The sequence below is a fragment of the Kineococcus sp. R86509 genome (genome assembly GCF_042466365.1).
Lineage (GTDB): Bacteria > Actinomycetota > Actinomycetes > Actinomycetales > Kineococcaceae > Kineococcus.
The window spans coordinates 3,685,942-3,709,166 of record NZ_JAXHCE010000001.1 but is presented as its reverse complement, the minus strand read 5'-3'; the positions used below and the strand labels follow the sequence as shown (position 1 = coordinate 3,709,166).

Below are 23,225 nucleotides of genomic sequence, written 5' to 3'. Positions count from 1 at the left end.
GTCAGGCCATGGTCAAACGCTGGGTCGGCGCTGGGTCAGTTCTCCCCGCCCGCGCGTGCCTGGGCCCACAGGTCGACGCCGGAGTCGACGGCGAACTCGTCGATGGCCTTCAGTTCCTCGTCGCTGAACTCGAGGTTCGACACGGCGGCGACGTTGTCCTCGACCTGCTGGACGGAACTCGCCCCGATGAGCGTCGTCGTGACGCGACGGTCGCGCAGCACCCACGCCAGCGCGAGCTGCGCGAGGGTCTGACCACGACCGTCGGCGATCTCCTGCAGGCCGCGGATGCGGGCCAGGGTGTCGCCGCCCAGGATCGAGGGGTCGAGGGACTTCCCCTGCGCCGCACGGGAGTCCTCGGGGATGCCGTTGAGGTAGCGGTTGGTCAGCAACCCCTGCGCCAGCGCGGTGAACGGGATGCAGCCGACCCCCTCCGCCTCGAGCACGTCGAGCAACCCCGACTCGATCCAGCGGTTGAACATCGAGTACGAGGGCTGGTGGATCAGCAGCGGGGTGCCGAGGTCGCGCAGGATCCGCGAGGCCTGCAACGTGCGCTCGGGGCCGTAGGAGGAGATCCCGACGTAGAGCGCCTTGCCCGAGCGGACGACGGCGTCGAGCGCCCCCATCGTCTCCTCGAGCGGGGTGTCCGGGTCCGGTCGGTGGTGGTAGAAGACGTCGACGTAGTCGAGGCCCATGCGCTGCAGCGACCGGTCCAGCGACGCCGTGAGGTACTTGCGGGAACCGTGGTCGCCGTAGGGACCGGGCCACATGTCCCAACCGGCCTTGGAGGAGATCATCAGCTCGTCGCGGTAGGGCTTGAAGTCCTCCGCGAAGAGCCGGCCGAAGTTCGTCTCCGCCGAGCCGTAGGGCGGGCCGTAGTTGTTGGCGAGGTCGAAGTGGGTGATCCCCAGGTCGAAGGCGCGGCGGGCGATGTCGCGCTGGGTCTGGAACGGCTTGTCGTCGCCGAAGTTGTGCCAGAACCCCAGCGAGAGGGCCGGCAGTTCGATCCCGCTGCGGCCGCAGCGGCGGAAGGGCATGGACTCGTAGCGTCCAGCGTCTGCGGTGTACGTCACCCGCCGATCCTGCCACGACCACCCCGTGGGAGGCACTGCCGGGCGAGCACGTCGGGCCTCCCTGCGAGACTGGTCCCGTGAGCCCGCCCCCCGCACGGACGTCCCGACCCGCGCAGCGCGCGGGGAGTCCGCGGGGAGCTCGCGCGCTGGTCCTGGACGAGCTGCGCCGCCGCATCGTCGGACTGGAGTACCCGCCGGGCACCCCGTTGTCCGAGAACGAACTCGCGGCCGCGCTGGGGGTCAGCCGGACCCCGGTGCGCGAGAGCCTCATCCTCCTCGTGGAAGACGGTCTGGTGAACGTCGTCCCCCAGGTCGGGACGTTCGTCTCCCCCCTGCGCGAGAGCGACATCGCCACGGCGCAGTTCGTCCGCGAGGCCCTCGAACTGGCCTCGCTGGAACAGGCCGTCCCGCAGGTGGGCGAGGACGACGTCGAGGACCTGCGCCGCTCACTGGAGGACCAGCGCCGTGCGGCGGACCGGGGCGAGCACGACCGGTTCTTCGCCCTGGACGAGGATTTCCACCTCCGCCTGCTGACCGTCTCGGGGCACGCCGCGGCCTGGCGTTCGGTGAGCCGGGCCAAGGCCCACCTGGACCGGGCCCGCCGGTTGTCCCTCCCGCTGCCCGACCAGCTCGGCGTGCTGATCGACCAGCACGAGGCCGTCGTGGACGCGGTGGCCGCGCACGACGCGGACACCGCCGCGACCGCCCTGCGGAGCCACCTGCGCAAGGTGTTCGACGACATCGCCGTCGTCCGGGCCGAGCACCCGGAGTTCTTCTCCGACGACCGCTGAGCACGGTCACCGAGCCGTGCGGCTCGGTGATCGTCGGAGTCGCTCACCAGTCGTGCATGCTCCCGTCGAGTCGACGGTTCACCGGCAGGTAGCGGGGTTCGTAGGGGAACCGCGCGGCCGCCGCCTCGTCGAACTCGACGCCGATCCCGGGGACGTCCCCGGGGTGCATGTACCCGTCGGCGAAGGAGTACGTGGAGCGGAACACCTCCCCCGCGGGATCCCGGTGCCCCATGTACTCCTGGATGCCGAAGTTCGGGATGGCCAGGTCCAGGTGCAACGCCGCGGCGTGCGCGATGGGCGAGAGGTCACCCGCGCCGTGCGCCCCGGAGCGGACGCCGAACAACTCCGCGAGGGCGTACACCTTGCGCAGGTGCGAGATCCCCCCGCTGTGCGACACCGACATCCGGACGTAGTCGATGAGGCGTTCGGTGATGAGGGTCTGGACGTCCCAGATGGAGTTCAGGACCTCCCCCACCGCGAGCGGGGTGGTGGTGTGGGCGCGGATGGTGCGGAACGCCGACTGGTCCTCGGCCGGGGTCGCGTCCTCGATCCAGAACGGCCGGTACGGTTCCAGCGCGCGGCCGAGGCGAGCGGCCTCGATGGGCGTCAACCGGTGGTGGACGTCGTGCAGCAGGTGCACCCCGAACCCGAAGCGTTCCCGGACGGCCTCGAAGACGGTCGGGGCGAAGTCGAGGTAGGCCGAACTCTCCCAGGACCCCTCCTCGGGGCGGTCGGAGTTCGCGGGTTCGTAGATGCGTCCGTCGTGGACGGAGACGCCGTAGGTCTTGGCGACCCCCGGTACCGCGGCCTGGATGCGGACGGCCTTGTAGCCCTGCTCGAGGTACTCGGCGAAGCGGTCGAGGAGCTCGGGGACGTCGTGGCCGTCGGCGTGCCCGTAGACCATGACCCCCGAACGGGAGGCACCGCCCAGGAGTTCGTAGACGGGCAACCCGGCGACCTTGCCCTTGATGTCCCACAGCGCGACGTCGACGGCGGCGATCGCGGTCATGCCGACCGGTCCCCGCCGCCAGTAGGCCCCCTTGTAGAGGTACTGCCAGGTGTCCTCGATGCGGGCCGGGTCCCGGCCGATGAGCAGCGGGCAGACGTGGTCGCGCAGGTAGGACGCGACGGCGAGTTCCCGGCCGTTCAGGGTGGCGTCGCCGACCCCGACGACACCGTCGGAGGTCTCGAGCACGAGCGTGACGTAGTTGCGTCCCGGCGACGAGACGACGACCCGGGCATCGGTGATCTTCATCGGACCCTCCGCGGTGGACTACTGCCACACTAGTGCACCAGCACCAGGCGGGCGAGGGTCAACCGACGTCCACCGCGCTCGCCCCGAGGGTCCCGCTGACGAGGACGCCGGAGTCGGCGACCTGGAACGCGTCGAGGTCGACCTGGGGCGGCACGTCGGACAACGCGATCGACCAGCCGCCGAACCCGGCCGCCTCGAGCAGTCGTTCCGCCCGACTCAGGGGTACCTCCGCCCCCGCCACCTCGGCGCTCACCGGATCCAGCGTCACGGACGCGCCGTCGAGTTCCGGACGGACCGTCACGGCCAGCTCCACCCCGAGGGTGAACACCCGGACCGTCGTCGTCGCCCGGATCGCGTCCCCGGCACGCGCCAGGGCCACCCGCAGACCACCCGGGGACACCTGCTGCGCGAGGTCGGCGTAGGACACCTGTCCCCGGACGGTCCCGGCCGCCAGGTCGACCGTCCCGGACCCGCCGACGAGGACCCCGAGCGGGACGTCGACCTCGGGGATGCGCACCCGCACGTCGCGCAGCGTCACCTTGCCCGCGGGCATCTGCCCGACGTCGACGGTGACGTCGTCGAAGCGTCCCTGCACCGCCTGCCACAGGAACGACCCGCCCGCCACGGTCACCGTGGGGTCGGCGGGCAGGTCGTACGCGGTCCGCAGCTCACCGGCGAACCGTCCGGTCGCGTAGCTGCGGGCGGCGAGGTCGCCCGCGACGAGGATCACCCCGAGCGCGACGACGGTCACCAGCAGACGGATCAGACGGGAACGGGCCACCCGCCCACTGTGCCTGACGGCCCTGGACGGGGAGGACGGAGCGGGAAGTCTTCACGGGTCCTCGTGGTTGGGAGAGGCATGAGCACTCAGGCCCTGACCCTGGAGACCCACGACGACACCGTCAAGGACGGGATCGTCCTGATCGACTTCTGGGCTGACTGGTGCGGTCCGTGCAAGCAGTTCGCCCCGGTCTTCGAGAAGGCGTCGGAGTCGCACGGGGACATCACCTTCACCAAGGTGGACACCGAGGACCAGCAGCAGCTCGCCGCCCGCTACGGCATCACCTCGATCCCGACGCTCGTCGCCTACCGCGACGGCATCCCCGTGTTCGGTCAGCCCGGTGCGCTCCCGGCGCCCGCCCTCGAGCAGCTGATCGAGCAGGTCCGCTCCCTGGACATGGACCAGGTGAAGGAGCAGTACGCGCAGGCCGTGCAGGAGCAGGCCCGCCAGCAGACCCAGGCCGCGCAGCCGTCCCGCGAGGGCGTCCGCGCGGGCACCGACCCGGCGGCCTTCTGAGCGCAGACGCTCCACCGTCACCCCGTCCCCCACCAGGGGGGCGGGGTGTTCTGCGTCCACGGCGAGGAGAACGTCGAGGAGGAGGTCGAGGAGAAACCCTGCGCGAGGTGGTCGCAGGTGGTTCGATGACACCGCTGCGTCCCCGGCCGGCAGGAGGTCCCCGTGCGCTCCTCAGGGCAGGTGCCCGACGCCGTCAGGGCCGCCGTCTTCCGCGCGCTGCCGGCCGGCTACGTGGTCCTCGGCCCCGAGCAGATCGTGCTCGACGCCACGGACGAGTTCCTGCGCCTGGTCGGGCGTCACCGCGCGGACCTCGTCGGCCGTCCGCAGTCCGAGGTCTTCCCGCCGGGACCGGGGAGCCTCCCCGAGCTGTGCGAACGGGTCCTGGCCCACCGCCTCCCCGACGCCGTCCCGCTGGTGCGCCACGACCTCCCGCACGACCTCCGGCACGAGGACGCGCCCGAACCGGCCGAACGCTGGTGGTCGCTGACGGCGACGCCCGTCCTAGACGCCGACGGACGGGTTCAGGCCGTGGTCGGCGGCGCGCAGGACGTCACCGCGTCCGTGCTGGAGCACCGACGGACGGGACTCACCGGGCACCACGCGGCGCTCGACACGTCCCTCCGGACGGCGCTCGACACGTCCCTCCGGTCCCGGGTGCAGGACTCGCGCGAGGTCTCCGCACTGGCCGACGTGGGGCTCCGCCTCAGCGCTGCGCGAACCCTCGACGACGTCGTCCGCGTCGTCTCCCAGGGGCTGACCACCCTGGGTGCGGACGGCAGCGGGATCGCCGTCCCGGCCGAGGACGGGGGGTGGCGCCTCGTCGGCAGCAACGCGTTCGACGACGACTACCGCGCGCGGTGGGAACACGTCCCGCACGACAGCCCGCTCCCGGTCTGCCACAGCGCCCGCACCGGGGAGCGTCTGCTGCTGCCGGACGCCGCCACCGCCGACGCCTACCACCCGGTGATGCCCGCGGTGCGGGAGCAGAGCGGACGCAACGCCTGGGCGCTGTTCCCGCTCGTCGTCGGCGGCGGGGTGCTCGGGGCGCTGGCCGTGGCCTGGACGCAGGACCACACCTGCAGCGCGGACGAACTGGAACTCCTGGAGGGTTTCGCCGCGCAGTGCGCGCAGGCCGTCGAGCGGATCGGCAGCGAACGCGTCGCCGAGGACGAGGTCCGGGCCGTGCGACGCATGGCGGAAACGCTGCAGCGCAGCCTGTTGACGCAGCCGCCACTGCGCGAAGGACTCCAGCTGGCGACGCGCTACCAGCCCGCCGCCCGCGGGGCGCAGGTCGGTGGCGACTGGTTCGACGCCTTCCCCACCCGCTCCGGCGGCACGGTGCTCGTCGTCGGCGACGTCAGCGGTCACGACCAGACCGCGGCGGCCGCCATGAGCCAGGTGCGCAACCTCGTCCGCGGCATCAGCTACGACGGTGACGACCGACCCGCGAACCTGCTGGCCCGGCTCGACCAGGCGATGGCGGGGCTGGGCCTGGAGACCCTCACGACCGCCGTGCTCGCCGTCCTCGACGCCCCCGTCAACGGGGTCGCCGGTCGTCGGCTGCGCTGGGCCAACGCGGGGCACCTGCCGCCCCTGCTGCGCCACCCCGACGGCCGGGTCGAACGGCTCGGGCCGAGCGGGGACCTCCTCCTCGGCCTGGACCCCACGACCGTGCGCCGTGAGCACACCGTCACCCTCGTCCCCGGCGACGTCCTGGTCCTCTACACCGACGGACTGGTCGAACGCCGCGACGGCGACCTCGACGACGGCATCGCGACCGTCGCCGACGCCCTCGCCGCCCCCGACGGTGTGACCGCCGGCGCCTGGGCGGACTTCCTGCTGGGAACCCTCGGCCCAGCCGGGACCGCCGACGACACCGCGCTGCTCGTCGTCCGGATCGAGACCGACACGAGCCCCGACACCCTGCGCTCCCCCGCCGGGGACCCCCAGGAGATCGTGCTGCCCGCCGATCCGCGCTCGGTGCGCGACGCCCGCCGCCTCGCCCGCCGGTGCTGCCACCGCTCGGGTCTGCCCGACTCCGTCGCCGAGACCGCCGAACTGCTGACCAGCGAACTCGTCACCAACGCGATCGTCCACGGCCGCAGCGACACCCGGGTCCGGATCACCGCCACCCCCGACCTCGTGCACGTCGAGGTCTCCGACGACAACGACCGCCGCCCGCTGCTGCAGGCCCCCGACGACGACGCCCTCTCCGGACGGGGCCTCAGCATGCTCGAGACCTCCGCCAGCCGGTGGGGCGTCGACGACGCCGACATCGGCAAGGTCGTCTGGTTCACCCTCGACGCGGTCTGACCCCGCTGACCCCGGGAGCCGGGTTCACAGCGTGAACGCGTTCCGGAACGCCTCGACCGCCGCCCGGCTGTCCCCCGAGGCGAACGCCTCCATCCCCACCGTCCCGCGGTACCCCGCACCGGCCAGCGCGGCCGCGACGACGGGGTGGTTGATCTCGCCCGTCCCCGGCTCGCACCGGCCCGGGACGTCGGCGACCTGGACCTCCCCGATCAGGTCCACGCAGCCCCGGAGGAGTTCCACGAGGTTCCCCTCCCCGATCTGGGCGTGGTAGAGATCCAGGTTCATCCGCAGGTGCGGACTGGCGACCGCCGCGACGAGCGCGCGGGTGTCCGCCGCCGACGCGAACGGGGTCCCCGGGTGGTCCACCGCGACGTTCAGGTTCTCCAGCGTGAACACCACGTCGTGGCGTTCCCCGAGTTCCGCGATCCGGACCAGGGTGCGCTGCGCCGCGAGCCACATGGCCCCCGTGACCTCGACCACGGGACGCACGGGCAGTCCCCTCCCGTCCAGGCCGGTACCGTGCAGGTTGAGGTTCGGACGGCCCCGGCCGCTGAGCGCCTCCGCCGCCGCGATCGAGCGCTCGGCGCTCGCCAGCAGCCGGTCCGCACCGTCGGGGTCGACGAGTTCCCCGTCGACGTAGCCGGTCATCGAGGTGAACCGCGCCCCGGTGGCCGCGAGCGCGAACAGGTCCTTCGTGGTCCAGTCCCAGATCTCGACCGCGAAACCCGCGTCGTGCAGCGTCCGCACCCGGTCCGCCAGGGGCAGGTCCCGGAACACCATCTCGGCGCAGACCGCCAGCGTGAAACCGCTCACCGGGTCCTCGCGTCCACCGTCGCGGCCACGACGGCCGGGTCGACGGGACCGCCGCTGCGCACCGAGGCGATGCAGGACAGAGCGATCGACAGCGCACGCCGGGCGTCGCGACCGGTGACGGAGGGAGTTCGACCCTCGCGGACGGCGGCGACGAACTCGGTGAGTTCACCGGTGTAGGCGTCGGCGAAGAGTTCGACGTCGGAGCGCGGGGTGGGACTGTGCCGGCCGTCGGCGTCGAGGACCTGCAGGGCCGATCGTGGCCCCTCACCGATGCTCAGCATCCCCGCGGACCCGAAGACCTCGCCCCGGACGTCGTAGCCGTAGCTGGCCGAGAAGTTGGCCTCGGCGACGGCGATCGCGCCGTTGTCGAACCGGATCGTGACGACCGCGGTGTCGAGCAACCCGGCGTCCTTGAAGTCCGGGGCGATCAGGGCGTCGGCCACGGCGTAGACGGAGACCGGTTCCGCACCGGGGTTCAACCAGAGCAGGGTGTCGAAGTCGTGGATGAGCGTGAGGACGAACACCGCCCAGGCCGGGACCACGGCGGGGTTCGGCAGCCCCGGGTCGCGGGTGAGGGACCGCAGCAGTTGCGGGCGACCGATGCGGCCCGCGTCGATCGCGGCGCGGGCGGCGGCGAACTCGGGGGCGAACCGTCGGTTGAACCCCACCTGGAACGCGACACCCGCGGCGTCGGTGGCCGCGATGCCGCGGTCGATCTCGGCCATCGAGAGCCCGGCGGGTTTCTCGCAGAACACGGGCTTCCCGGCCCGGGCGGCGGCCTCGACGAGGTCCGCGTGCGCCTCGGTGCTGGCCGTCACCACGACCGCGTCCACGTCGGGGCGCGCGAGGAGTTCCGCGGGGTCGGTGAGCCCGACCGCACCCAGGGGTCCGGCCAGCGCCGCGGCGACGCCGGGTCGCGGGTCGGCGACGGCCGCGAGCCGTGCGCCGGGAACCCTGGTCGCCACCAGCCGGGCGTGCGAACTGCCGATGCGGCCGGCCCCGATCAGGCCGATCCCGGTGCTTCTCACGTCGCCGTCGACGTCGGACATGCGTTCGCCTCTCGTCCCGCCGGGTCTTGCGACCCGGCCTCACCCTAGAGCGCTCTAGGTCTAGATCGGTCCAGGGTGACCGGGTACGGGCCGGACGTCAAGCGGTCGGGCCGTTAGGGTGCGGTGGGTGACGCGTCCGCAGCCGGTGACCATGGCCGACGTCGCCGCCCGGGCGGGGGTCTCCCGGGCCCTGGTGTCCATCGTGTTCCGCGGAGTTCCCGGGGCGAGCGCCGCCAACCGGGAACGGGTGCTGAGGGCCGCAGCCGAACTCGACTACCACCCCGACGAACGCGCCCGCCTGCTCGGCTCCGGTCGCAGCCGGACGCTCGGCGTCGTCCACGGCCTGCACGTCCCCTTCCACGGCGAACTGGTGGAGGCGCTCTACGACGCCGTCGCCGACTCGCCCTGGCGCCTCAGGCTCGAACCGCGCGGGCGCTCCCGCACCGAAGCCGCGGCCGTACGGGCCCTGCTCGACCAGCGGGTCGAGGCCCTGGTCCTCCTCGGCCCGGGCGCCGGGCGGAGCGAACTGCAGGAACTCGCCGCGCGGCTCCCGGTCGTCGTCCTGGCCCGGGCCCTGCGCCAGGTGGACGCCGGGGTCGTCCGCACCGACGACGAGACCGGCGCCCGACTCGCCGTGGAGCACCTGGTCGGGCTCGGGCACCGCCGGATCGTGCACCTGCACGGCGGCCGGGCGCCGGGGGCGACCGAACGCCGCGCCGGGTACCGCCGGGCGGTGCAGGCCGCGGGGCTTCCCGCCGACCTCCGCCCGGGCGGAGCGGACGGCGCGAGCGGCGAGGCCGCGGCCGCGGACCTGCTGCGCGACGGGGTGCCCGACGCCGTCCTCGCCTTCAACGACGAGTTCGCCGCCGGGCTGCTGCACGCCCTGCGCGCCGCCGGGGTCGCCGTCCCGGGCGCCGTCTCGATCGTCGGCTTCGACGACAGCGCTGTGGCGGCCCTCTCGACGGTGTCGCTCACGACCGTGGGGCAGGACCCCGCCACCCTCGCGCGGCACGCGGTGGAGCAGGCCATCGCCCGGGTGGAGGGGGCCGCCGAGGTCCGTCGCGAGGTGGTCGTCACGCCCCGCCTCGTCGTCCGGGGGACGACGGCCGGTACGTGACCCTCGCCGCCGGGGTCTTCTCGCTGCTCGCCGAGACCACGCACCGACCCGAGGGGTAGACCGTGATCGTGGCGCTGAACGGGCTCCGCCTGCTGCGACGCTCGGCCTGGGACGACCGGCCGTGGGGACTGGTACGACCTCTACCGCCGAGGGGTTCCGTGGGCCACACTGGGACCGACGCCGGGACCCCGGAGAACGGCCGACGAAGGCAGGCTCACCCCATGGACCAGTCGAGCTCCACCTCCCGTTCCGAGGCCGTGATCTCCGGGCAGGACTACGCCGTGGACGAGATCGTCCACGCGGGTTCCTCCCGGGTACCGAGTTCCCTGGACGAGTTCTGCGGTGACGTGTGCTTCCAGGTCTCCCACGGCCCGCACCGCCACGAGGTGGTGGGCGTGGGAAACCTCACGGGGGACATCGCGCTCGTGCACGAGAAGATGGGCGACGCGGGCGGGCGCGACGTCCGCGTCTGGCACGTCGCACCGGGCGCGGACGGGTTCCTGGCCCGTCACGTCCCGCCCACGGGCTGAGCACCGTCGACAGCGGGTACGGCAGCCGCTGAGCCCATCACCCCCGGATGCGCGAGGATGGAGAGCATGAAGGTGCTCTCCATCCAGTCCGCCGTCGCCCACGGCCACGTCGGCAACTCCGCAGCGGTCTTCCCGCTGCAGCGCATCGGGGTCGAGGTCCTGCCGGTGTACACCGTGAACTTCTCCAACCACACCGGGTACGGCGCCTGGCGGGGTCCGGTCATGTCGGCCCAGGACGTGGCGGACGTGATCACCGGCATCGAGGAACGCGGAGTGTTCCCCGAGATCGACGTCGTCCTCTCCGGGTACCAGGGCGGCACCGGCATCGGTGACGTGATCGTCGACGCCGTGCGCCGGGTCAAGGCCGCGAACCCGACGGCGGTCTACGCCTGCGACCCGGTCATGGGCAACGCCAGGTCGGGCTGCTTCGTCGCCCCGGAGATCCCCGAACTGCTGCGCGACCGCGTCGTCCCGGTGGCCGACCTCATCACCCCGAACCAGTTCGAACTGGGCTACCTCACCGGCACCGAACCCTCCACCCTCGAGAGCACCCTCGCCTCCGCCGACCTGGCCCGGGCGATGGGCCCGTCCACGGTGCTCATCACCAGCGTCGAACGTCCCGACGCCGAGGAGGGCACCCTCGAGATGGCGGTCGTGGAGGAGCAGGGGGCGTGGATCGTGCAGACCCCGCGGTTACCGTTCAAGGCCAACGGTTCCGGTGACGTCACCGCGGCACTGTTCGCCGCGCACCACCGCGCCACCGGTGACGCCGCCCTCGCCCTCGAACGGACCGCCTCGGCGGTGTTCGACCTCATCGAGGCGACCTACACCGCGGGATCCCGGGAACTCCTCATCGTCCAGGCCCAGCAGTTCTTCGCCGAACCCCGCCTGCAGTTCCGCGCGGAACGCCTGCGCTGACGCCCCGGCTCAGAACGAGGTGACCCCGCGGACGCGGTGACCGACGGCGATGGACTCGCCGGTCACCGCGTTGAGCGGGGAGGCGAGGAACGCGAGCAGGTCGGCGACCTGCGCCGGCGTCGACTCCCCAGGGGCGCCGACCGCCACGGCGGCCTGCGGGTCGGCGGTGACCAGACCCGGGTTGACGGCGTTCACCGAGATCCCGGTCCCCGCCAGGTCGTCGGCGAGGTTCTTGGCCACCACGATCGTGGCGGCGTTGCGCACCGAACCGGTGATGTTGCCGGTGAGCAGGGCGTTCTGCCCGCTCACGACGACGATGCGGCCGAACCCCGCCGCACGCATCGACGGGACCACCGCGTTGGCGATCCGGAGGAAGACCATCGCCTTGCCGTCGAACGCCTCCAGGACCTGCGCCGGGTCGGACCGGCGCTCGGGGTCGAGGGTCCGCGCCGAGGGGGCGGCGGTCACGACGACGGCGTCGATGCGGCCGTGGGTCCGCAGCACCTCCTCCACCCCCGCCTGCACGGACGCGTCGTCGCTGCCGTCCAGCACCACCCCCTCGCCGGGGTTGCGGGAGGCGACGACGACCGTGGCCCCCTCCGTGCGGAGCCGGTCGGTGAGGGCCGCACCGATGAGGCCCCTCCCCCCGACGACGAGGACGACGCGGTCGCGGAACTGGAGATCCATGGGGGCACGGTATCCCCGGGTCCGTCCCTGCTCCCCCGTTCGGGTGGGGCCGCGCGACCGGGCGGGTGAACCGGCGGCCGAGCGCTCAACGTCCCCTTCCGGTGACCCGATCAGGGATTCGTGGCGAGTGGACCGACCCAGAACTACGACGGCGCCGAGGCGCTGGGGTGGCGCCCTCGGCCCGTCCTCGCGCGTCTGGTCCGCGCCGCCGCGTCGTTCGGGCCCGTGCTGTTCGCCCTGGCCGTCGGCGCAGTCGCCGCGCGCTGGGCCCCGGCGTCCCGGATCGGCGTGCCGGGCACGGTCTGGCTGCTCCTCGTCGTGGTGCTCTCCTCCCTCGTGCTCGTCCTCGTCTCCCACCTCACACGGCGGCTCGTCCCGCTCTCGGCCCTGCTCCGGCTGAGCCTCGTCCTGCCCGACCGCGTGCCCAGCCGCTTCGACGTGGCGCGCCGCACCTGGTCCCCGTCCCGACTGCAGCAGGCCGGGCCCCCGGAGCACGACGGACCCGTCGACTGGTTGCTGGCCCTTGTCGGGAGCCTCGCCGAGCACGACGCGCGCACTCGTGCGCATGGGGAGCGCGTCCAGGCCTACGCGGCCCTCATCGGCGCCGAACTCGGGCTGTCGCGCGAGGACGTCGACCGGCTGAGCTGGGCGGCACTGCTGCACGACGTCGGCAAGGTCCACGTCCCCGTCGAGGTCATCAACAAGAAGGGCCGCCCCGACGACGAGGAGTGGGCCTCGCTCCAGCAGCACCCCGCCCACGGCGGGCGCCTCGTCGAACCCCTGCGTGGCTGGCTGGGTCCGTGGCTGGACGGGGTGGAGCAGCACCACGAACGCTTCGACGGTGCCGGCTACCCCCGCGGTCTGCACGGGACGGACATCTCGCTGGCGGCGCGCGTCATCGCCGTCGCCGACACCTACGACGTCATCACCTCGGCCCGCTCCTACAAGAAGCCGCTGTCCGCCGAACAGGCCAGAGCCGAGATCACCCGCTGCGCCGGAGCGCAGTTCGACCCCGACGTCGTCCGTGCGTTCCTCACCGTCGGCGTCGGACGGCTGCGGCTCATCGCCGGTCCGGCGACCCTGCTCGCCGCGTTGCCCGGGGTGGGTTCCCTCCCGGCGCAGGCCGTGTCGAACGTCTCCGCCGTGGCCCACACCGTCGGCGGGCAGGTCCTCGGCGCCGTCCTCACGGCCGGGGTCGGGGTCGGAGCGGGTTTCGTCGCGACCGACGCCGCCGCGGCGGACCCCGTTCCCGTCGTGGCCGCCGCGCCGTTCTCCGACGTGAGCGAGAACTCCCCCGCCGCGGCCGCGGTCCCGAGCCCGTCCGGAACCCCCACCACCAGCCCGAGCGACCTCGTGACCTTCCGGGCGCGGGGGACCGACCCCTTCACCCCGATCGAGCCGCTCTCCGCGCGGACGCCGGAGCGCTCCGTACCCGGTTCGACCGCAGCTCCGGTGGCCCTCGCCGCGACGGCCTCACGCCCGGAGACCTCCACCCTCACGGCCACGCCCACGGCCACCCGATCCTCGACCTCCCCGGGGGCGACCGCCCGCCCGACGCAGGCCGTGCCGACCGCGACCGCGGTCCCCTCTGCCGTGGCGACGACCCCTCCGACCCCGACCACAGGGAACCCCGTCACCGCCACGGCGACCACCATGCCGACCGCGGCACCGTCCACCACGGCGACCGCGACATCGACCACCACGGCGACCGCAGTGCCGACCACCACACCGACCACCACGGCGACCGCAGCGCCCACCAGTTCCCCGCCCACCAGTTCCCCGCCCACCAGTTCCACGCCCACCAGTTCCACGCCCACCAGTTCCACGCCTACCAGTTCCACGCCCACCAGTTCCACGCCGACCACGACCCCGGTGCCCACGCCCACCACGACGGATTCCTGCTCCGCGGCCCACCACGGCGCCACCCGGCTCGAGGACAAGGACCTGCGCGGGTGCGACCTGCAGCTGCAGACCCTCACCGGGAACTGGCGCGGGGCGAAGCTCCAGGGGGCGAACCTCACCGGCGCCACGCTGCTCAACCTCGACCTGAGCCACACCGACCTGCGGACGGCCGACCTCGACCTCACCCGGCTCGTCGCGGTCGACCTCTCCCACGCGGACCTGCGGGGCACCAGCTTCCGCGGCGCGGTCCTGACGGGGGTGGACCTCACCCAGGCGAAGTGGGACGCGCACACCTTCGACGGAGCCGTCCTGGTCGGCGTCACCGGGATGTAGGGCACCGGGGGCGCCGGCGTCACCGCTCCCGGGGAACTGCGCCCACGTGGGCGGGCTCGGGGACACGGATCCGTCCGGCCAGGACGGCGACGAAGGCCGACGTCACGACGAGGAGGCCCAGCGCGAACCGCAGGGAGGACAGTTCGGCGACGAGGCCGATGACCGGCGGCCCGAGGAAGAACGCCGGCCACTCGCCCAGGTTGACCAGCGCGACCGCTCGTCCGGCGGGCACGTCGGGCTGGTTCCCGGCCAGACCCATGATGGTCGGGAACACGCAGGCGCACCCCAGGCCGACGAGGGCGAAACCCACGAGGGCCAGGGGGACCGAGCCGGTCAGGACGGCCAGCAGCACCCCCGTCGCGGTCACCGTCGCCGAGAACCGGATGAACCGCACCCGGCCGAAGCGGTCGACGAGGCGGTCCCCGAACGACCGCGTCAGCGCGATCGCCAGCGAGTAGCACACCAGGGTCAGGGAACCCGTGGCGACGGTGGCGCCCAGCGAGACGGAGTACTGGGCGCTCCACTGCACCGCAGAGCCTTCGGTGACGGCGGCGAGGAGGGCGAGGCCCGCCAGCAGGACGATCTGCCGGGTCGGCCGTGCCCGCCGGGGGGCCGGTCCGGATCCCCCGGCAAGGGGAGCCTCGGCCCCCCGGGGCAGGGCCGTCGCCGTGACGCAGAGGACGACGGCGAGGACCAGGTCGCAGATCGCGATCTGCACCCACGGATCGGTCCCGAGGTGCCCGGCGAGGGCCCCGGCGAGACCACCCCCCAGCTGCCCGACGCTGAACCAGGCGTGGAAGGAGGACATGATGCTGCGGCCGTAGCGGCGCTCGACGGTGACGGCGAGGGCGTTCATCGGGCTGAACAGCAGACCCGTCGCCAACCCCTGCAGCGCCAGCGCCGGGACCAAGAACGCCGGCGAGGGCGAGGCCGCGGCCAGCGGGACCACGACGAGCAGCAGCACGGCCCCGGGCAGGGCCAGCGCACGCGGGCCGGTGCGGGAGATGACCCGGGTCAGCACCAGCAGGGCGAGCAACGTCCCCGCCGGTTGAGCCAGCACCACGAGTCCCCACCCCGCGTCGCTGAGACCGAGCTGGTGCTTGATCGTCGGGATCCGCCCGGACCAGCCACCCATGACCGCGCCGGCGATGAGGAACAGCGTGACCACGGCACTTCGGGCACGCAGCGGGCTCACGGTGGTCGGGGGCGTTGCGGGCACGGGGCGTTGCTCCTCCTGGTCCGCCGTCGTCAGCATGACCGACGCGAGCCTAATCCGGGCCTCCGTCGACCGCTGCGTCCGCACCCGGCTGCACCGCCTTGGGGCTGCACCCACCCGTTCCGCTGACCGGGTGAACATCCGGTTTCCTCGAGCAACTCAGCGGGACTGTGTCCTAGTTTCGCGATCAACCGGGGGCGAGGTCGCCCCCGGCTCGGTCGCGAACGAAGGAAGAAACCCCATGCGCCTCGCGCGTCGCCTCACCCTCACCGCCCTCACCGGGGCGGCGCTCCTCGGAGCCTGCACCTTCACGGGGACCGCGGCCCAGGCCGCCGCTCCGGAGCCCGGCGTCTCTGGCGCCACGCACACGGCCGTCCCGAAGGTCGGTACCCCGTTCCCCTACGTGGGCCTCGTCCGCGCAGCCGGCGCCGACCGCTACGAGACCGCCGCCGTCATCGCCCGTGGTTCCTTCCAGCCCTCGGCCGGTTCGGCCGTCTTCGTCACCAGCGGTGAGGCCCCCGCCGACGCCCTGACCGCAGGACCCGCCGCGGCCTCCCTGGACGCGCCGCTGCTGCTGACCCAGGCCGGTTCCCTCCCCGCGGCGACCGCCGCGGAACTCACGCGCCTCACCCCGGCGAAGGTCTACGTCGTCGGCGGCACCGACCGCATCTCCGACACGACCCTCGCCGCGATCACCGCGGCCTCCCCGGGAGCCACCGTCGAACGCATCGCCGGTGCGACCCGGTACGACACGGCCGTCGACCTCGCGGAGAAGTTCTTCCCCGCGGCGAAGGGCGTGGTCCTCACCCGGGGCGACACGTTCCCGGACGCGCTCTCCGGCGGAGCCGCGGCGGCCGCCGCCGGAGTCCCCCTCATGATCACCGAGCCCGGGACCCTGCCGGACCCCGTGGCCTCGTGGTTGAACGGGCAGACGTTCCAGGCCGCCGTCGTCGTCGGGGGCCCCACGTCGGTCAGCGAGGGCGTGGCCACGCAGCTCGCCGCGCACGTCAGCGACGCCACCGCGATGACCCGCCTCGCCGGGGCCGACCGTTACGACACGGCCGCGGCCGTCGCCGCGAGCGTCTTCCCCGACGCCACCACCGCGGTCATCGCCACCGGGGAGAACTTCCCGGACGCGCTCGCCGGAGTTCCGGTCGCGGCCCTGAACCAGGCCCCGATGCTGCTGCTGCCGCAGGCGTGCACCCCGGTGTCCCTGTACGACTACGTCTCCACGAGCCAGATCAGCAGCGAGATCGTCCTGGGTGGCCCCACCTCGGTGACCCCGGAATCGCTCCTGACCAACTGCTCCTGACCCACCGGGGTGGCCCCGACCGGGGCCACCCCGCCGCCGCGGCTCAGCCGTGGTGGGGCCGCACCGTGAGGGCCTGGGCCAGGGTTCCGAAGGGCCCCAGTTCGTCGTGCAGGACGCTGCTGGTCAGTCCGATGCCCTGGGCGCCGAACGACACCGAGGTGTCGAAACCCAGCCACCCACGCTGCGGAACCCTGAACAGGTGCGCGGTGAGGTCGATGTTGGGGAAGGCGACGTCACGCGGGTCCGCCCGCACGGTCATGCCGTTCGCGACGTCGAACAACCCCGCGGTGGCGGCCAGGGCGCTGACCTCCTCGCCGGCCACGAGCGTCGTCGCGGTCCTCGCCCAGGAACTCGCCCGGCCGGGTTCCAGTTGTCGACGGCGCACCTCCAGCGACGCGACGAGACCACCGGGCCACACCGAGGTCACGTCCCAGGGCGGCGTCTCCTCGGGGGACGGGATCCGCGGCAGAGGGGTTCCCCCGAGTTCCGCGGTGTCGCCCGGTCGCAGGAGCCACGCCCGCAGCCGGAGGAAGTCCCGGCCGTCGTGGGCCAGGCACGCCTCGACGAGTTCGATCGTCCGACCCGGCCGGAGAACGCTGACCCTCGCGTCGACGACGTCGACGGGCACCGTGCCGAGGATGTCGAAGGAGAGCCGGCCGAGGACCAGGCCGTCGTCCCGCCGGGTGTCGCGGTCGAGTTCGACGACGTGCACGGACAACCCCAGCGCCGCGGCGATGTGCTGCTCGTGCTCCCGCCACCCGCCACCGACGTGCTCGGTCGCCCGGAACGCTGCCGCGCCGACCCTCTCGAAGTAGGCGGGGGTCCCCGGTGCGGTGGTCACGACGACGGATCGTAGACCCCGCAGCGGAACCCGACCCGGCTCAGCCGGGCCGACGGTCTCCGCGCGGCATGCAGACGACCGCGACCAGGAGGAGCACGGCCACGGCCACCGTCGCGAGGAAGACGTGGTGCACGGCCTGCGTCAACGGGCCCGCCCCGACCCCGGAACCCTCGAGGGAGGCCACCCCGAGGGTGGCGTTCACGACCGCGCCGAACGTCGCGACGCCGACCGCGCTGCCCAGCGAACGGAAGAACATGTTGACCCCCGTCACGACGCCGCGCTGCTCCCAGCCGACCGCCGACTGCGCGGCGATGAGCGTGGGGGCGGCGGTGACGCCCATCCCCAGTCCGATGGCGAAGCAGGTCAGGGCGACCTGGAGGATGCTGGAGGTGGCGTCCAGCAGCAGCAACGACGACGAGGCGGCGAGCACGACGAGCGACCCGATCAGCGCGGTGGCCCGGATCCCGATGCGCAGGTAGAGCCGACCGGCCTGCGAGGCGGAGATCGGCCACCCGATGGTCAGGGCGGCCAGCGCGAACCCGGCCACGAGGGGACCGGCCCCCAGCGCGTCCTGGACGTAGGTGGGGACGTAGGTCGTGAGGCCCAGCAGCACGGCACCCACGCAGGCCGAGACGAGGCTGGTGGCGGTGATCAACCGGTGCCGCAGCAGACCGAGCGGAAGCACCGGTTCGGCGGCGCGCCGCTCGACCTGCACGAAGACCACGAGGAACACCGCGCCGAGGCCGAGCACCAGCAGGCTCGGCGGCGCGTCCCACGCCCACGCCTGACCGCCCTCGAGCAGGCCGAGCACGAGGAGGGTGAGGCCGACCGTGAGCACGGCGGCCCCGAGGTAGTCGACCTGCGGCCGGCTGCGCCGGACGGTCTCGTGGAACCGCCGCCACACCACGGTTCCGGCGAGGAGGCAGAGCGGGACGTTCACGAAGAAGATCCAGCGCCAGCTGACGTACTCGGAGAAGACCCCACCCAGCGTCGGTCCCACGACCGAACTGACCGCCCACACCCCGGCCAGGTAGCCCTGGACCTTCGCCCGCTCGGCGAGGGTGTAGAGGTCACCCACGATCGTCAACGACATCGGTTGCACCGCACCGGCTCCGACACCCTGCAGGGCCCGGAACGCGATGAGCGCCCCGATGTTCCAGGCGAATCCGCAGAGCACGGACCCCAGCAGGAACAACCCGATCCCGAAGAGCATGACCGGTTTGCGGCCGAAGAGGTCGGCCAGCTTGCCGTAGACGGGAACCGTGACCGCCTGCGCCAGCAGGTAGATCGAGAACAGCCAGGGGAACTGCGCGAAACCCCCGATGCTGCGCACGATCGAGGGCACGGCGGTCGCGATGATGGTCGAGTCGATCGCCACGAGGGCGGTCGAGAGCATGACCGCGATGAGCACCGGTCCCCGTTCGGAGCGGAAACCCACACCCGCCGCTGTCGCCGACGTCATCCAGCTCCTCCTCCGTCCGGCCCGGGTCGTCACCGCCCCGGCCCGCCGGACGACGGGTGCCGGGTGCCGGGGGCAACCGTACGAGGTGTGGCGGCGTCTGGCCCGGTGGCGGATGGGACGGTGGTGACGTTCCCGGCTCCTCAGCGGGAGCGGGTCACCGCGTCCCCCGGTCCAGCGCGAACCAGACGACCTTCCCGGCGGGCCCGTGGCCCTCGACCGGACGGCAACCCCACTCGTCCGAGGCGTTCTGCACCAGGTGCAGACCGCGGCCGGAGAGGGCGGCCGCGTCGTCGGGCAGCAGCACCGGCATCCGTTCGTTGCCGTCCTCGACCTCGACCAGCAACCGGTGGGCCGTCGTCGAGGCGGTCAGCCGCAGGTCGCTGCGGCCGTGGATGACGGCGTTGGCCACCAGTTCGCTGACCAGGAGTTCCGCCGTGTCCACGTCGTCCTCGCCCCACCCGCCCGTCGTGGCCAGCGACCGGACGAGGGCACGTGCCACCGGTGCCGACGCGGCCTCGGGCCGGAGCAGCACGACCCGGCTCGTCCTGCCCCCGTCCACGCCGGAACCCCCGGCGCGGGAGGCGTCGCCGTGCCCGGAACTCCCCGGGACGACCGTCGTCGGGAGGGCGCGGACCACCAGCACCGTCCGGTCGTCCACGGGGTCGAACGAGCCGTCCCGCGGTCCCGGCCCCCCGGGCGGACGCGGGGAGGTCGTCGCGTCCTCCAGGTGGTCGCGCGTCCGTTCCGCCACGGTGCCGGGCCCTGCGCCGACGTCCGCGGCGGTGCCCAGAGCGGCCGCGAGGTGGTCGACCCCCACGGCCAGGGTGTGCTCGCGCGTCTCCAGGGCTCCGTCGGTGACCGCGACGAGGGTCGTCCCCGGTGACAGCAGCCGGCGGTGCCCCCGGCGCGGCGACGGCCAGTCGACACCGAGCAGCGGGTCGTCGTGGCCCCCGAGGACCTCGACCGCACCGTCAGGGCGGCGCAGCAGCAGGGGCGGGTGACCTGCGCTCGCCCAGCGCACGTCGAAACCCGCGTCCGCACGGCGGGTCAGGGTGAGCAGGACGGCCGTGGCGGTGGTGCCCGGTTCGAGGGCGGCCGTCGAGCGGTCGAGGCGGTCCAGCAGGGGTGCCGGACCGTCGTCGCTGTCCCAGGCGACCCCCCGCAGCATGGCGCGCAGCTGGATCATGGTCGACGCCGCCACCTGGTCGTGACCGGCGACGTCGCCCACCACGACGACGACGTCACCGTTGCGCCGGGCGAAGACGTCGTACCAGTCCCCCCCGATGGCGGCACCGTCGACGCAGGGCCGGTAGGCGACGGCCAGTTCCAGCCCGTCGAGGGTGGGGAGCTGGGTGACGACCCCTCGCTGCAGGGCCGTGGCGAGCCGTTCCGTCGCCCGGTTCGAGCGCCGCTGCACCTCGCCGGCGAGGACCCGTTCGACGCTGGGGGCGCAGTGGGCGGCGAAGGTGCGCAGCGCCGCCTCCTCGTCCTCCGTGAACGGGGCGGGCGAGGTCCAGGAGACGGCCAGGGCGCCGACCACCTCCGCACCGACCCGCAGCGGCAGGAGCGCCCACCGCGGCCGTCCGCTGAGGTCGACCACCTCGGCCATCCGCGGGTGGACCTCGACGGCGCTCGCCCGGTCGGGCAGGAAGAAGTCCACGTCCTCCCGGGCCGCGCGACACGCGGGCAGCGGGCTGTCGTACGGCTCGTAGTCGAACCGGGCGCGCAGCAAGGGTCCGAAGGACGTGCTGGCCCCCAACTGCCAGCCACCGTCCTGGGCCCGGGTGATGATCCCGAGACCGGCCGCCGACAACGCCGGGACGCCGAGGTCGACGAGGGAGGTCACGACCTGCTCGACGGTGGACGCGACGCTGAGGACCAGACCGAGTCTCGCCACCGCGGACCAGAACCCTGGTCCCGGCTGCTCGGACTGCCCGTCAGACATCATCCACTCCCAGGCCCGGGCGCGGGCCGAGGGATCCGCGCGGCCACCACTCCAGCACACCGACCACTTGGCAGCAACGGCTGCGGCGGCGTGGACGGACCGGTCCGCCGGGGAGGCCCGCGGCACCGGTTCCCCGGCAGGGGCGTTCGACCCGGGCGCGAGAGCTCTCGCGGCATCCCCATCCCCCGAAGGAGAAGCGCGAGCTCTCCCGCCCGGGTCGAGCCAAACGGTACCGAGTGCATAAGTTTTGTCAACCAGGTCATCCACGCGGACGATGACCGTTAGTGTCCCTCCGTTCGGCCGGAACTCCCGAGGAGACGACGATGCTCACCCACGACGCCCTCCACGGCGACGCACCGCAGGTGCACGACGTGGTCTGCGACACCGTCCACACCGTCGGCTACGACCCCGCGACCCAGACGCTGCGCGTCGCCTTCCACACCGGCGAACTCCACGACTACCACGACGTCCCGACGGCGTTGTTCCGCGCGATGCTCGACCCGAACCCCTGGAGCCGGGTCGGCGTCCTCGTCACCGCCCACGACAGCACCCCCGTCGCCCAGCCCTGACGTCCGGTCCTGACGTCCGAGGGTTCCGCGTCAGCCCTCCACGGAGTTCCGCGTGGGCGCGACCACCTGGTTCTCGGCGACGGGGAACAGGATCCGCACAACGGTCCCCTCCCCCTCCCGGCTCTGCGCCGACACGGTGCCCCCGTGACGTTCCACGACCGCCCGGACCAACGGCAACCCCAACCCGCTGCCCGCCACCACCCGGGCGGAGGGACTGCGGAACAACTCGTCCCACACGTGGGGCAGGTCCGCCGCGGGGATCCCCTGCCCGGTGTCCGCCACCTCCACCAGAACCCCCTCGGGGGTCTCGCGACCCCGGACCTCGACGCGCCCCCCGACGGGCGTGTACTTGACGGCGTTGTCGACGAGGTTCACCAGCGCCAACGAGATCAGGTCCTCGTCACCGGGGACCAGGGGCAGCGGCCACGGGGCCCGCGGCAGGTCCAGGCTGATGCGGTGCCCCTCGGCGCGGGGTTGTTCCCCGACCACCTCGACCGCCTCCTCCAGCAACGCCGTCAGGTCGACGGGACGACGGGCCAGCGGACTGGTCTCCACGTCCGCGATCTTGCGCAGGTCGGCCGTCAGGCGACTCAGGCGCAGGACCTGTTCGTCGATGCTCCCCAGTCCCCGGTCCCGTTGCGGGGCAGAGGAATCGTCCGCACTCACGTTCGCCAGCGCCAACCGGATGGCCGTCAGCGGGTTCTTGAGCTCGTGGTCGAGACGCCCCAGCAGCAGTTGTCGGTCCCGGGTGGCCTGGGCCGCGACGCGGGCCCCCTCGCGTTCCGCGGCGCGGAGGACGGCAACCCGTTGCCGGTGCGCCCCCCGGAGGAGGAGCAGCAGCAGGGCGGACAGGACCACACCCAGGAAGAGCGACCAGTCACCGGGTCGCGCACCGGCCCGGACCACGACGCGGTCGTCCCCGCCCGAGAACCACCCGACGGCCCAGGCGAGCCGGGCCAGACCACCCAGCGCCAACGGGACGAGGGCCGGCAGGAACCGCAGGACCCGTTCCCTCCGGGACGTGCGGACGGGTGGTGCAGAGATCACGTCAGGCCTTCTCGACGTGTCCGGAGAACCGGTAGCCGGTGCCCAGGACGGTGCTGATGAGTTTCGGGGCGGAGGAGTCGTCCTCGAGTTCGCGCCGGAGTTCGGCGATGCGGGTGTCCACGGACCGGGTGGACGTCTGGAAGCTCCACCCCCACACGGCCTCCAGCAGCCGCTCGCGGGTCATCACCTCGTCGGGGTGGGTCATGAGGTAGGCGAGCAGGGCCGTCGCGCGGGGGGTGAGCACGACCTCCCGGCCGTCCTTCCACACGCGCTGGGACACCCGGTCGAGGAGGACGCTGCCGCTGCGCAGACGCTGGAACTGCCCGAGACCGCCACCTCCCCCGCCCTCCCGGCGGCGCAGCACCGCACGGATGCGGGCCATGAGTTCCTGAGGGTCGAACGGCTTGTTGAGGTAGTCGTCGGCGCCCTCCTCCAGGGCCATCGCCCGCTCGCTGGACTCCCCGACCTGGGTGAGCAGGATGACCGGCGTCGCGAACCGCTCCTCGCGCAACCGGCGCAGGACGGCCCGCCCGTCCAGGCGGGGCATCATCACGTCGAGGACCACGAGGTCGGGGGCACCGGCGCGCAGGCGGTTCAACGCCTCCTCCCCGTCGTGGGCGACGACCACCTCGAAACCCGCCCGCCGCAGCAGCGGCGCGAGGTTGTCCGTGATGGCCGTCTCGTCGTCCGCGAGCAGGATGGTCGGCACCCCCCGATGATGCCGTGTCGCGAGGGTCCCGACGGCGACCGGGACGACG

The 23,225-nt window shown here is 73.2% G+C and carries 21 protein-coding genes; 9 read left to right on the top strand and 12 right to left on the bottom strand.

What is annotated here, in order from left to right; genetic code table 11:
* Positions 1-35 precede the first annotated feature (35 nt).
* Positions 36-1,070: an L-glyceraldehyde 3-phosphate reductase gene (mgrA, locus tag SJY07_RS18125; RefSeq protein WP_380161000.1), complete on the bottom strand. Its 1,035-nt coding sequence runs from the start codon at positions 1,068-1,070 to the stop codon at positions 36-38.
* Positions 1,071-1,147: 77 nt separating this feature from the next.
* Here mgrA and SJY07_RS18120 point away from each other — a divergent pair, with 77 nt between their 5' ends.
* On the top strand, positions 1,148-1,861 hold the full coding sequence (locus SJY07_RS18120) for a GntR family transcriptional regulator (RefSeq protein ID WP_380160998.1): 714 nt from the start codon (positions 1,148-1,150) through the stop codon (positions 1,859-1,861).
* 43 nt (positions 1,862-1,904) lie between these two features.
* Here the strand turns inward: SJY07_RS18120 and manD are convergent, their stop codons facing one another.
* Together manD and SJY07_RS18110 are read right to left on the bottom strand one after the other, a co-directional pair.
* Positions 1,905-3,116 carry a D-mannonate dehydratase ManD gene (gene manD / locus SJY07_RS18115; protein ID WP_380160996.1) on the bottom strand — a complete coding sequence of 404 codons (1,212 nt, stop codon included), beginning with the start codon at positions 3,114-3,116 and terminating at the stop codon, positions 1,905-1,907.
* 58 nt (positions 3,117-3,174) lie between these two features.
* Positions 3,175-3,897, bottom strand: coding sequence for a DUF2993 domain-containing protein (locus SJY07_RS18110; RefSeq protein WP_380160995.1), 723 nt, complete (start codon positions 3,895-3,897; stop codon positions 3,175-3,177).
* 78 nt (positions 3,898-3,975) lie between these two features.
* On the opposite strand from SJY07_RS18110, the gene trxA reads away from it, so the two are divergent.
* Together trxA and SJY07_RS18100 are read left to right on the top strand one after the other, a co-directional pair.
* A complete protein-coding gene (gene trxA, locus SJY07_RS18105) occupies positions 3,976-4,413 on the top strand; it encodes a thioredoxin (RefSeq protein ID WP_328292827.1) in 438 nt (145 codons plus the stop codon).
* Between the two features lie 162 nt (positions 4,414-4,575).
* The gene (locus SJY07_RS18100; RefSeq protein WP_380160993.1) at positions 4,576-6,726 is read left to right on the top strand and encodes a SpoIIE family protein phosphatase; all 2,151 of its coding nucleotides are present in this window, start codon (positions 4,576-4,578) and stop codon (positions 6,724-6,726) included.
* A gap of 24 nt (positions 6,727-6,750) precedes the next feature.
* Here SJY07_RS18100 and SJY07_RS18095 read toward each other — a convergent pair whose 3' ends face one another.
* Together SJY07_RS18095 and SJY07_RS18090 are read right to left on the bottom strand one after the other, a co-directional pair.
* Complete coding sequence (locus SJY07_RS18095; RefSeq protein WP_380160991.1) at positions 6,751-7,539, bottom strand: TIM barrel protein; 789 nt, start codon at positions 7,537-7,539, stop codon at positions 6,751-6,753.
* Positions 7,536-8,588 carry a Gfo/Idh/MocA family oxidoreductase gene (locus SJY07_RS18090; protein ID WP_380160989.1) on the bottom strand — a complete coding sequence of 351 codons (1,053 nt, stop codon included), beginning with the start codon at positions 8,586-8,588 and terminating at the stop codon, positions 7,536-7,538. The genes SJY07_RS18095 and SJY07_RS18090 overlap by 4 nt, the downstream gene beginning before the upstream one ends.
* 127 nt (positions 8,589-8,715) lie before the next feature.
* On the opposite strand from SJY07_RS18090, the gene SJY07_RS18085 reads away from it, so the two are divergent.
* The 3 genes from SJY07_RS18085 (at position 8,716) to pdxY (ending at position 11,153) form a co-directional block, all read left to right on the top strand.
* Positions 8,716-9,705, top strand: a complete 990-nt coding sequence (locus SJY07_RS18085; protein WP_380160987.1) for a LacI family DNA-binding transcriptional regulator — start codon at positions 8,716-8,718, stop codon at positions 9,703-9,705.
* A 221-nt stretch (positions 9,706-9,926) separates the two neighbouring features.
* Entirely contained in the window at positions 9,927-10,235 is a 309-nt protein-coding gene (locus tag SJY07_RS18080; RefSeq protein ID WP_380160985.1) for a hypothetical protein, read from the top strand.
* A 66-nt stretch (positions 10,236-10,301) separates the two neighbouring features.
* On the top strand, positions 10,302-11,153 hold the full coding sequence (pdxY, locus tag SJY07_RS18075) for a pyridoxal kinase PdxY (RefSeq protein WP_380160983.1): 852 nt from the start codon (positions 10,302-10,304) through the stop codon (positions 11,151-11,153).
* A 9-nt stretch (positions 11,154-11,162) separates the two neighbouring features.
* On the opposite strand, the gene SJY07_RS18070 is transcribed toward pdxY, so the two are convergent.
* A complete protein-coding gene (locus SJY07_RS18070) occupies positions 11,163-11,840 on the bottom strand; it encodes an SDR family NAD(P)-dependent oxidoreductase (RefSeq protein WP_380160981.1) in 678 nt (225 codons plus the stop codon).
* A 120-nt stretch (positions 11,841-11,960) separates the two neighbouring features.
* On the opposite strand from SJY07_RS18070, the gene SJY07_RS18065 reads away from it, so the two are divergent.
* Positions 11,961-14,075, top strand: coding sequence for an HD domain-containing phosphohydrolase (locus SJY07_RS18065; RefSeq protein WP_380160979.1), 2,115 nt, complete (start codon positions 11,961-11,963; stop codon positions 14,073-14,075).
* A gap of 19 nt (positions 14,076-14,094) precedes the next feature.
* Here the strand turns inward: SJY07_RS18065 and SJY07_RS18060 are convergent, their stop codons facing one another.
* A complete protein-coding gene (locus SJY07_RS18060) occupies positions 14,095-15,294 on the bottom strand; it encodes an MFS transporter (RefSeq protein WP_380160977.1) in 1,200 nt (399 codons plus the stop codon).
* A gap of 238 nt (positions 15,295-15,532) precedes the next feature.
* Here SJY07_RS18060 and SJY07_RS18055 point away from each other — a divergent pair, with 238 nt between their 5' ends.
* The gene (locus SJY07_RS18055) at positions 15,533-16,603 is read left to right on the top strand and encodes a cell wall-binding repeat-containing protein (protein WP_380160975.1); all 1,071 of its coding nucleotides are present in this window, start codon (positions 15,533-15,535) and stop codon (positions 16,601-16,603) included.
* Between the two features lie 43 nt (positions 16,604-16,646).
* Here the strand turns inward: SJY07_RS18055 and SJY07_RS18050 are convergent, their stop codons facing one another.
* The 3 genes from SJY07_RS18050 to SJY07_RS18040 form a co-directional block, all read right to left on the bottom strand.
* Positions 16,647-17,444, bottom strand: coding sequence for a thioesterase family protein (locus SJY07_RS18050; RefSeq protein ID WP_380160973.1), 798 nt, complete (start codon positions 17,442-17,444; stop codon positions 16,647-16,649).
* A 40-nt stretch (positions 17,445-17,484) separates the two neighbouring features.
* A complete protein-coding gene (locus tag SJY07_RS18045; protein ID WP_380160971.1) occupies positions 17,485-18,906 on the bottom strand; it encodes an MDR family MFS transporter in 1,422 nt (473 codons plus the stop codon).
* Between the two features lie 154 nt (positions 18,907-19,060).
* Positions 19,061-20,803 carry a SpoIIE family protein phosphatase gene (locus tag SJY07_RS18040; protein ID WP_380160969.1) on the bottom strand — a complete coding sequence of 581 codons (1,743 nt, stop codon included), beginning with the start codon at positions 20,801-20,803 and terminating at the stop codon, positions 19,061-19,063.
* A 332-nt stretch (positions 20,804-21,135) separates the two neighbouring features.
* On the opposite strand from SJY07_RS18040, the gene SJY07_RS18035 reads away from it, so the two are divergent.
* Positions 21,136-21,420, top strand: coding sequence for a KTSC domain-containing protein (locus SJY07_RS18035; RefSeq protein ID WP_328292841.1), 285 nt, complete (start codon positions 21,136-21,138; stop codon positions 21,418-21,420).
* Between the two features lie 30 nt (positions 21,421-21,450).
* Here the strand turns inward: SJY07_RS18035 and SJY07_RS18030 are convergent, their stop codons facing one another.
* Both SJY07_RS18030 and SJY07_RS18025 read right to left on the bottom strand, forming a co-directional pair.
* A complete protein-coding gene (locus SJY07_RS18030; RefSeq protein WP_328292842.1) occupies positions 21,451-22,467 on the bottom strand; it encodes a HAMP domain-containing sensor histidine kinase in 1,017 nt (338 codons plus the stop codon).
* 1 nt (position 22,468) lies between these two features.
* Positions 22,469-23,176 (bottom strand): response regulator transcription factor, encoded by a 708-nt coding sequence (locus SJY07_RS18025; protein ID WP_328292843.1) that lies wholly within the window; start codon positions 23,174-23,176, stop codon positions 22,469-22,471.
* Positions 23,177-23,225 lie beyond the last annotated feature (49 nt).